Origin of the sequence: Clostridium sp. HCP1S3_C6 (assembly GCF_052066735.1) — a bacterium.
In the GTDB taxonomy this organism is placed as follows: Bacteria; Bacillota; Clostridia; order Clostridiales; family Clostridiaceae; genus Clostridium.
In genome coordinates this window covers 39,445-50,459 of record NZ_JBQHRN010000017.1, presented here as the reverse complement: position 1 = coordinate 50,459, position 11,015 = coordinate 39,445, and the positions used below count along the sequence as shown (strand labels likewise).

7 protein-coding genes are annotated in these 11,015 nt (G+C 26.5%); all 7 read left to right on the top strand.

The genetic code is table 11. The features are described from left to right. Nucleotides 1-116 precede the first annotated feature (116 nt). Nucleotides 117-641, top strand: a complete 525-nt coding sequence (locus ACTNAO_RS07835) for a cob(I)yrinic acid a,c-diamide adenosyltransferase (protein WP_441027865.1) — start codon at nucleotides 117-119, stop codon at nucleotides 639-641. Between the two features lie 98 nt (nucleotides 642-739). Further along, a complete protein-coding gene (locus ACTNAO_RS07830) occupies nucleotides 740-2,149 on the top strand; it encodes a LexA family protein (RefSeq protein WP_441027864.1) in 1,410 nt (469 codons plus the stop codon). A 75-nt stretch (nucleotides 2,150-2,224) separates the two neighbouring features. Next, nucleotides 2,225-2,920, top strand: a complete 696-nt coding sequence (locus ACTNAO_RS07825) for a hypothetical protein (protein WP_441027863.1) — start codon at nucleotides 2,225-2,227, stop codon at nucleotides 2,918-2,920. A gap of 323 nt (nucleotides 2,921-3,243) precedes the next feature. After that, on the top strand, nucleotides 3,244-4,779 hold the full coding sequence (locus ACTNAO_RS07820; RefSeq protein WP_441027862.1) for an alpha-amylase family glycosyl hydrolase: 1,536 nt from the start codon (nucleotides 3,244-3,246) through the stop codon (nucleotides 4,777-4,779). A 56-nt stretch (nucleotides 4,780-4,835) separates the two neighbouring features. Then, nucleotides 4,836-5,648 carry a rhomboid family intramembrane serine protease gene (locus tag ACTNAO_RS07815; protein ID WP_441027861.1) on the top strand — a complete coding sequence of 271 codons (813 nt, stop codon included), beginning with the start codon at nucleotides 4,836-4,838 and terminating at the stop codon, nucleotides 5,646-5,648. 406 nt (nucleotides 5,649-6,054) lie between these two features. Next, nucleotides 6,055-8,124: an efflux RND transporter permease subunit gene (locus ACTNAO_RS07810; RefSeq protein ID WP_441027860.1), complete on the top strand. Its 2,070-nt coding sequence runs from the start codon at nucleotides 6,055-6,057 to the stop codon at nucleotides 8,122-8,124. Between the two features lie 21 nt (nucleotides 8,125-8,145). Continuing rightward, nucleotides 8,146-10,794, top strand: coding sequence for a hypothetical protein (locus ACTNAO_RS07805; RefSeq protein WP_441027859.1), 2,649 nt, complete (start codon nucleotides 8,146-8,148; stop codon nucleotides 10,792-10,794). Nucleotides 10,795-11,015 lie beyond the last annotated feature (221 nt).

Here is an 11,015-nt window from a genome sequence, read left to right as displayed (position 1 = left end):
ACGACTGTGGAGTATCATATCAAATGCAAGTAGTTTTTATAACAAAAGCAGATACATTGAAACAGTAAAATTCTTAAAATGTTTATATTTGATTACATTTTAAGTAGCAGAGTAATATGACAGGTCTTATTCATATATATTGTGGAGATGGAAAAGGTAAAACAACAGCTGCCCTTGGAATTGTACTTAGGGCAATTTCGGCTAAGAATAAGGTGCTTTTTGTGCAGTTTTTAAAAGATGGTAATAGCTCTGAATTAAAAACATTAAGTAAATTTAGTAATGTGAAAATTATTACTGGTAAAGGTGTAGATGGATTTACATTTACTATGACAGATAAAGAAAAGGAAATTGTAAAGAAAATTCATAATAATCATTTAACAGAAGCTATAGATATTTGCAAAAATAATAACATTGGTGTACTTGTTTTAGATGAAATAATAGGAGCAATTAATTTAAAGTTAGTAGATTATAATATACTTTTAGATTTTTTGAAAAATAAACCTGAAAATTTAGAAGTAATTATGACAGGTAGAGATCCTAATAAAGAGTTAATAGGCATAGCAGATTACGTATCAGAGGTAAAAAAGATAAAACATCCTTATGATAAAGGCATTGAAGCAAGAGTTGGAATAGATATGTAGAAAAATACACTATAAGGTAAAGTTTTTTCAATGCAAAAATCCTTGTAAAATGATATAATATTATTATTATATTTTTGTGTTAAATGGTGGTGAAGCATATGAAACTTTGGATAAATCAAAATAAATATGTAATTAGTAAACCTAAAGAATTTGTAATATTAAAAGGAAAAATTGGAACAGGAAAAAGCGAAGCTATGCTTCATAGAATGTTAAATATAAAAAATAATTTTTCATTTGAAGATGGAGATAGAATTTTATTTATTACAAAAGACGAAAAAAGTTTAAAAAATATAAGAAAGAGATATAAAATAGCTGAAGAAAATAATGAATATAAGTATATGTCATTACTTTCTTCTAAATTTGAACCAGAATTCTATTCTTTTAAAGAGTTTACAGAAAAGTATAATAAGGATATTAATATCATTAGTAATAAAACTAAAATAAAATTTTTAAAGGAAATTTTACAAAAGAATAAATTTAATAATAAAAGAAAATTTTGCTGTGACAATATATTTAAAATAATAGAAGAAATAAGGTTTATTAAAAATAGTTCAATAAATAAAAATGAGGATTTTTCAAAGATATTAGAAGATCCCCTAAGAATTAAAAAAAATCCAAAAGATCAGGAAGATATGTTTTTAATAATTAAAGAATATAATAAATTATTAAAAAATCATAATTTATTAGATGAAGAAGATAATATTAACAATTTGTCTAAAATTTTAAATAAATTAAATAAGAAATATGTTCATATTTTTATAGATAATGGTGAAAATCTTACTACTTTAGAAATGGAATTTTTATTATCAATGCATTTAAGAAAAACATATGGCACTTTTAATATTTCTGTTAATTTAGATGGTAATGAAAATGTATATTCAACCCTTGTTAGAAAAGGGAGGGTAAATGCAAAAAAGGTTTTTGGTAAAAATAAAAAGATATTTAATTTCAAGGAAAAGGAAGAAGGAATACAACCCAAAAGCAATTCTCAAGAATTAGTGCAAAATGAAAATAAATTTAAATTTATAGATTTAAAACATAATAAGGATTTTGATTTCATAGTTGAATATAGAGAGGATTCTGAAAGAATAAAAGATGATTATAATAAATATAAAAGTGATGAACTTGAAAAAATTCCTGTTTATGAAAATATAGCAGCTGGAGAACCTATTCTTATTAATGAAGAACAACAAGATACATTTGTGTTACCTAAGTTTTGGGTTAGAAGTAGCAATGATAAGTTTATTTTACAAGTAAAAGGTAATTCCATGATTAATGCAGGAATAAATGATGGGGATTTAGTAGTTATTGAGCAAAATCCAGCTCCTTTTAATGGTGATATAGTTGCGGTTAATATTGAAGGTAGTGCAACACTAAAGAGGCTTCAGGTAAAAAATGATAAAATTTATCTTATGCCTGAAAATGATTTATATAAACCAATAATAATAGATGCAAATGATGAGTTTTATATTTTAGGAAAAGCTATTGGAATTATTGCCAAAAGTTAAAAAAGCTTTTAAGCCCTTCCTAATTATGGTATAATAATTTAATAACAAGTAACTTGTATGAAATAGGGGGATTTTATGGGTAATATTAGAAATGTAAAAAAGAAAAATAATAAATTAGCAGATAAACTAAAGGGAAAATATGAAAATGTCATTTCAAATGTTTTTTGTTATGTAAGGGCAGAATTAAATTCTATTGATGCTGAAAGGGCATTAAACGATATTTTAATGTTACTAGATGATGAATATGAAAAAGGTACAAATTTAGATGAATACATATTAGATGTAAGAAGTTTCGTTAATCCTTTTTTAAAGAAATATAAAAAAAGTAAATCATATAAATTTTCAAGTTTAATATATGATTATTTGCCAGTAGGAGTTTATGGTATAAGCTTTTTTGTAATTATTGATATGATTTTTAAAATATTAAAAAGTAATGAAAGAGTTTTTGAAAATATGATTAAAGTAAATTATATTTTAAGACCGTCTATATATATTGCAGCTTTACTTATCTTTTTATTTGTAATGATGACAGTGAAAAATATTACAAAAATATCATTATCTAATGGTAAAGGTTCTGCAATAATTGCTAATATTGTTTCATGCTTAGTATTATCAGTAGCAGTAGCTATAGGCGCATTTTTCTTAAATAAAAATGGAATTTTTAATATAGTTACATTTACAGTATCAAAATGTTTTATAGCGGTAGTGATTGTTGTGTTAATTGTATTTGTAATAAGTATGTTTTGTGGAAGTAGATTAAGAAAGAAATAATTATAAATTTTATTAAGACCTTGCTTTTTTGCAGGGTCTTATTTTTGTTATAAGAAAAAATTAATATTTTTAAATTATGGATCACCTGCAAAGATAATTGAAGGAAATATAGCTGTTATGTTTGGAAATACTAATTTTGCTGTAAGCTTTGCAATAGCATTAATGTTTATTATTACAATAATTTCTTATGCTTTATCACATATTGTATTTTGCAAAAAAGATATGCTTGTATAATTTAGAACTTAGCTAAATTTCAATATTGTCCATTTTATTTAATATATGATAAAATGTTGTCATAGTTTTATGGAAGAAAGGGGATTAAAATGAAAAAATTCAAAAGACTAATGACAACGTTTATCTTAATGATTTTTTCTATTACAGCATTAGGATGTGGTAATAGTTTAAAGGAAGATACAACTCAAAAAAATTATGAGGGAAGAACTTTTTATGAGATTTTTGTAAGAAGCTTTAATGATTCAAATGGTGATGGAATAGGTGATATTAAAGGTGTTACTGAGAAACTTGATTATTTAGAGAACTTAGGAATAAAAGGAATATGGCTTATGCCAATATTTAAAGCTAATAGTTATCATGGATATGATGTAATTGATTATTATAGTATTCAAGATGAATATGGTACTATGGATGATTTAAAGGATCTTTTAGAAGAAGCACACAAAAGAGACATTAAAGTTATTATAGATCTTGTGTTAAATCATACTTCAACTGAAAATGAATGGTTTAAAGAAGCAAGGGCTGATGAAAATAGTCCATACAGAAATTATTATATTTGGACTAAAGATATGAGTAAAGCCACAAGTATTTCTGCAATGAATACAAAGGAATGGAGTCAAAATGGCGATAAAAATGAATTGTACTATTCAATATTTGATAGTAAAATGCCTGATTTAAATTTTGATAATGAAGAAGTAGTAAAAGAAGTTAAAAAAATTGCAAAATATTATCTAGAGGAAGGTGTAGATGGCTTTAGACTTGATGCTGCAAGATGGATTTTTAATGAAAAAAGTAAAAACATAAGTTTCTGGAGTGATTTTAATAATTATGTTAAATCAGTTAATAAGGATGCTACATTAGTAGCAGAGGTATGGGATTCACCTAGCAACATTGCTGAATATACTAATTGCTTTGATTCGTTTTTTGAATTTTCTATGGGAAAATATGCTCAAAATAGAATTAAGTCAATGTCAATATCAGGATTTGTTGATGATTATTCATTAGTGGATAATATATACAAAGAGGAAAATCAAGATTTTGTAATGGCCCCATTTTTAAGTAATCATGATAATGTAAGAATAATGACTTCATTAAGAGATGATTTTAAAATGAAAGAAGCTGCTTGTATGTATTTAATGCTTCCAGGGTCACCATTTATTTATTATGGTGAGGAAACAGGAACTCTTGGATCAAAGCCTGATGAAAAACTTAGAGAACCATTTATATGGAGTAGTAGTGATATAAGCAAAAATACAAGATGGGAAGGTGTTACAAGCGATATTAATAAGGTTGCTGTAGAAAATCAAGAAACTAATAAGGATTCTTTATTAAACTTTTATAAAGATATTCTAAAAGTTAAAAATAGCTATAAATCTTTAAGATATGGTACTGCCAAAACACTTGAAGGTGATTATGACAGCAATGTAATGGTAATGGAAAGAAACTATGAAAAAGAAACTTCATATGTAATAATTAATGGTAATGTTGATAAGCAAAGTATTCCAATACCTAAGGGTAAATATAAAGTTTTATATTCATCAGAAAATAGAAGTGAAAGTACAATAAAATCAAAGAATGGTATTGAAATTGATGGAAATGAAATAATTATTCTGACTAAGGAATAGTAATGTGTATTGATTTATGATAAAATATATCTTAATATTTGACTTAGGAGGATGCTATGAATTGGTTAGATAAATTAGAAAGAAAATTTGGAAAAATATATATACCTAATTTAATGCTTGTAATAACAATAGGAACAGTAATACTATATTTAATATGTATGGCTACAGGAAGTACTTCGGCAGCAAATTTATTTATTTTATCACCAAATGCAATTTTGCATGGACAGGTTTGGAGGCTTTTTACATTTATTTTTGTTCCAAGTGCTTTTTCTCCTATATTACTTCTTATTTCATTATATTTTTATTATTGGGCTGGAAGTTCTCTTGAAAGAGCATGGGGATCATTTAAATTTAATGTATATTATTTAATTGGAATGCTTGCTACAATAATAATTTCATTTATTGTTAAGGTTCCAGTAACTGGTGAATTTATTAATTTATCATTATTTTTAGCTTTTGCAAAATTATATCCAGATATGGAAGTTTTGTTAATGTTTTTAATTCCTATAAAGGTAAAATGGCTTGGATATTTTAACTGGGCATTAATTGCTGTGGAAGCTATAAGATATATAGTATATGGTAAGTATATTTATGTTTTATATGCACTTATTCCAGTTATAAATTATCTTATATTCTTTGCAAGAAGCAATTATAAGCAAAAGAAGATGCAGGCAAGTTCTGTAATTAGAATGAAAGATTATAAAAAGAAAATTCAAAAGGCACAAAAAGACAATTACATTCATAAATGTGAAGTTTGTGGTATAACAGATAAAGATGATCCAAATATGGAATTTAGATATTGTAGCAAGTGTAATGGAAAGCATTGCTACTGTGAAAAGCATATACTAGATCATAATCATGTACAGTAAAATATATTAAACTTGTAAATAAGGAAGCTCACAAAGGACGATTTAATCGTAATTGTGGCAGGTGCATCATCATATACACGATATAATGAAGGTATAGAGATTGAGGTTATGTAAATTTTATTAATAATAGCAGGTAGCTTAAATAGGCTACCTTTTTTATTTGTAAGAATAGAATTCAAAAGAGTTATAATTTCTTTTAAGGGAGGCTTATACAAGGTAGTATATAAAAATTAGTCTTATACTTAAGAAAAATGCATATATATAATTGTTTTTATGTTAGAGATAACCTTAGGATATTAAGAAAATGTTTACAAAAAATACATTGAATAATTAATAGTAAGTAGTAGAATAAAGTTAGTATAAAAATGACTGAAAGTCATAAATATAATTAGGGGAGGGGATATTTATGAAGAAATTTTCAGAGTTTATTGCAAATAATGCTAAGCTTATAGCTTTTATTTCTATTCTTCTTTTGATTCCATCTGCAATAGGCTATATAAATACAAGAACAAATTATGATATATTAAGTTATCTTCCACAGGATCTTGATTCTACTGAAGGAGAGAATGTTTTAGATGAAGTTTATTCTGATGCATCTATTGGTATAGTAATTGCAGAAGGATTAGAACAGAAGGATATTGTAAAAATAAAAGATCAAATTAACAAAATAGATGGTGTAAATACAACTTTAGGATTAGATGATGTATTAGATGAAAGTATACCAAAAGATATTCTTCCAGAAAAAATTCAAAATCAACTATATGATGGAGATACAACAATGTTTATTATAAAATTTAACGATTCACCATCATCTGATAGTACATTAAATGCTGTAAAAGAAGCAAGAAAAGTCTTAGGTAAGCAATGTTTTTTAAGTGGTATGTCATCAATTGTAAGAGATACAAAGGATATAGCAGATAATGAAGCTCCATTTTATGTTTTAGTAGCTATAATATTATCTATAGTAGTACTTGTTATTTCAATGGAATCAACAATAGTTCCATTAATATTTATGCTTAGTATTGGAATTGGTATTGTATATAATTTAGGAAGTAATTTGATTTTTGGTGAAATATCATATATTACAAAAGCATTAGCAGCTGTACTTCAGCTTGGAGTAACAATGGATTACTCAATATTTTTAATGCATAGGTATGATGAAGAGATACCCAAATATGAAAGTAAGCAGGAGGCAATGGCATCTGCAATAAGAGCTACAATGCTTTCAATTTCAGGAAGTTCCTTAACTACAATTGCAGGATTTGCAGCCTTATGCACTATGAATTTAACACTAGGACGGGATATTGGGCTTGTAATGGCAAAGGGTGTTGTTCTTGGTGTTATTTGTTCAGTAACAGTTTTACCAGCATTTGTATTAATATTTGATAAAGCTATTCATAAATTTAAACATAAAACTATAATTCCTGAATTTAAAGAGCTATCTGCAATTGTTACAAATCATTCAGGATTAATAATAGCTATATTTTTAATACTATTAATTCCAGCATTGTTTGGCTATAAAAATACAAATGTTTATTATAATTTAGATGAAAGTCTTCCAAAGGATATGGATTCAGTAATTGCTACAAATAAAATGAAAAATGATTTTAGTATGATGACAAGTCATTTTATACTTGTTAGGGATGATATTAAACCATATAAAATGAAAGAACTGGTAGGGGAACTTGAAGGAGTAGATGGTATTACAAGCGTTATTGCTTATGATAGTTTAATAGGTCCATCTGTTCCAGAGGATTTTATACCAGACAATATTAAAGATATATTTAAACAAGGTGGTTATAATTTAATTCTTGCAAATTCAAAATATAAATCAGCAGAGGATGAGGAAAATAAACAAATTGACAAGTTAAACGAAATAGTAAAATCATATGATTCTGATGCATTAATATCAGGAGAAGGAGCTCTTACTAAAGATTTAATTGAAATATCAGATCAAGATTTTAAAAATGTATCAATGGCTTCAATATTTGCAATATTCATTATTATAGTTTTTGTATTTAAATCTATTTCAATTCCGGTATTGCTTGTGGCAGCAATAGAATTTGCAATATTCGTTAATATGGGTATTCCTTATTATACAGGTTCATCAATTCCGTTTATAGCAAGTATAGTAATTGGAACAATACAACTTGGTGCTACTGTAGATTATGCAATACTTATGACATCAAGATTTAAAGAAGAACTTAATAATGGCTACAATAAAAAAGAGGCTATTAAAATTGCAGTTAAAGGTTCTGCAAGATCAATTGTAACTAGTGGACTTACATTTTTTGGAGCAACAGGAGGTGTAGCACTTGTATCTGATATGCCTTTAATAAGAGATTTATGTTTATTGATTTCAAGAGGTGCAATTATAAGTATGCTTGTAATTTTATTAGTTTTACCTTCACTACTTTTAGTTTTTGAAGGAATAATAAACAAAACCTCATTAAAATGGAAAGCTAAAAAAGAGTAGAAGCTATAGGGAGGGATTATTATGAGAAAAGGAATGTCAAAAAAAATTATAAGTTTAGTTATTGCTGCTTCTTGCATTATGAGTATATCTGCATCAGCAGCAGATATAACTAAGGATGAAACAGTATATGTTAACTTAGATAGTGATGGTAATACTGATAGTATAACAGTATCAGATTGGCTACACAGTAATAATGGAAATATAAATGTTAAAGATAAAAGTGATTTAGATGATATAAAAAATGTTAAAACTGATGATGAACCAGATATAAATGGAAATATATTAAGGTGGAATGTAGATAGTAGCGATGTTTATTATCAAGGAAAAACTAATAAGAAGCTTCCACTTGATATTTCAATTAAATATTATTTAAATGGCAAAAGAATGGACCCAGAAAACATAGCAGGTAAAAGTGGTAATATTAAAATTGAAATTGAATTTACTAACATGAGCTACAAAGAAAAGGATATAAATGGCAATAAAAGAAATATATATACCCCTTTTTCTACAGCTACAGTAGTAACTCTTCCTGTAGATTCATTTTCAAATATTAAAACTGATAACGGTTTGATGATTTCAGAGGGAAATAACACTATTATTACATTTGCAGCATTTCCGGGATTGAAAGAAAGCCTTGGACTTGATGATAATGAATTAAAAAACACAAAGGAATTACAGAATATAAATTTTAGTAATAAGGTGACAATTGAAGCTTATACAGATAAATTTGAATTAAATCCAATTATGATTACAGCTACTTCAAGTCTTCCTAATTTAGATAAGATAAAAGCAGCAGATACAATTGATGAATTAAAAACTTCTCTTTCAGACTTAAATGATGCTACAAATAGGCTTGTAGATGGAACAGGGAAGCTAGATAGCGGCATTCAAACTGCAAAAAATAAGCTTTCTGATGGTTTGAATTTATTAAATAGTTCAAAGATGGACAATGCCCTTAGTCTTATAAATGATCCACATAAGGTATATCTATCAAATAAATTATTAAATGATGCTTTTTATGCTCAAAATCTTGATGTATCTAAAGCAGGAGAATTATTAAATCTTTTAAATGATGATAATTTTAATAAGGCAGCATCTCTTGCTGGGTGTGCAGAAAATCTTATACAATATAAAGCATTGTTAAATTCTTCATTAGTATATGGAAACAAAATAATGTCTGATGAAAAATTTAATGAAATGATAAAAAGTATAACAAGTCTTGAAGCACAATATGGAAATTTACCTACAGAAACAAAAACAAAAGTAGATACTCTTGTAGCTCTTGGTACTACAGAAAATTTAATAAAAGCACAAAGACTTATAGGTGCATTTATAAGTACTAAAGGTGATTTTAATGAATTAGAGGAAACTGCAAATGCAGCAATAGCTATGTGTCCTGGAAATAATGATCAAGAGAAGACTGCATATTTTTTAAATACATTGAATAATAGTATAAAAATTACTGAGAATCTTTTAAGTGATGAAAATATAAATAAGCTTACAAGTTTGCAGAAAGATGTTCCTTCTTATGCATCTTCATATCTTGTATTAAAAGCAGAGCTTGTAGCATCTTATAGTAAAATGCAAGATGCAGGATTTAATAGTAAAAAACAGGAGCTAGAAGCTTATGTGAAGGCAGTATATGGACCATCAGATCCAGATGGCGCAAATGAACTTATAAACTATATTGAGAATATTACCTTAAATGATATATCTTCTGAAGCAATTATAAAAGATGTACAAAAGATAGGATTATATAAAGAACAATTACCAAGCATAATAAATGAAATGCAACAACTTAAAGCATTAAGTCCTATTTTAAGTGCATTAACTTATGATTTATCTAAAGAGGGAGAAATTACAAAACTTTCAACTTTATTTACTACAGTGAATGATGAAAGTACTCAAAATCTTTTAAATTCATTAGGAGATGCTGTACTTGCCTTTAGTGATGAAGAAATAAATACATTATGTTCATTAATTAATTCTAGTAAAGAAGCTCTATCATTAGTAGAAGTAAATAAAGAAAATATAGAAATAATAAAAGGTTTAATGAACAACATTCAAGGGGAACCTCAATTAATGAATGATATTAATAATTTTTCTAATAGTCTTGATAATTGTGAAAATTTAATAAATGAATTACAAAATAATAAAAGTAGTTTTACAAAGGAAAATATGAATACATTAAAGGATGTTTCATCTAATCTTCTTTCAATGCAGCAGGATTTAAAGGATGGAGATAGTATTCTTAAAGTTTTACAAAGTGCCATGGAAGAGGGAAATGTTCAAAGGGCAAAGAGCTTAGTAGCTTCACTTCCTGTTTTACAAAATGGTATAAATGAACTTTCATCTGGAAGCAGTACATTAAAAGATGGTATGATAAAATTCCAAAATGATGGTATAAATAAGCTTTATGATACTGGAAATAAGGGTATATCAAGTGCAGAGGATTTGCTAAAAGCAAAGGATGAACTTGTAAATATGTCAAATGATTATATGACATTTACTGCAAAAGATGATAACATGGATGGAAGTGTTAAGTTTATAATGAAAACAGCAGAAATATCCTATGAAGAACCAGAAGAAGAGGAAGATAACAGTACAGAAAATACAGAATCAAAAGGATTTTTTGAAAAAATAGTAGATTTCTTTAAAAATTTGTTTTAACATGAAATTAGTTATTATAGTTAGGCACAAAGCATTGGCATAACCAATTTCTATATAGATTTTGGTTATGCCTTGAAATTGTAGCTTGTCCAATTAATCAATATAATTAAAATTTTTACGACGAAGGAGTAAAAATATCCTGAATTCTTACCTGAATTCTTAATTATTAATTCTTAATTATTAATTATTAATTAACCAAGGTTTTAAGTGATAAAGAACAG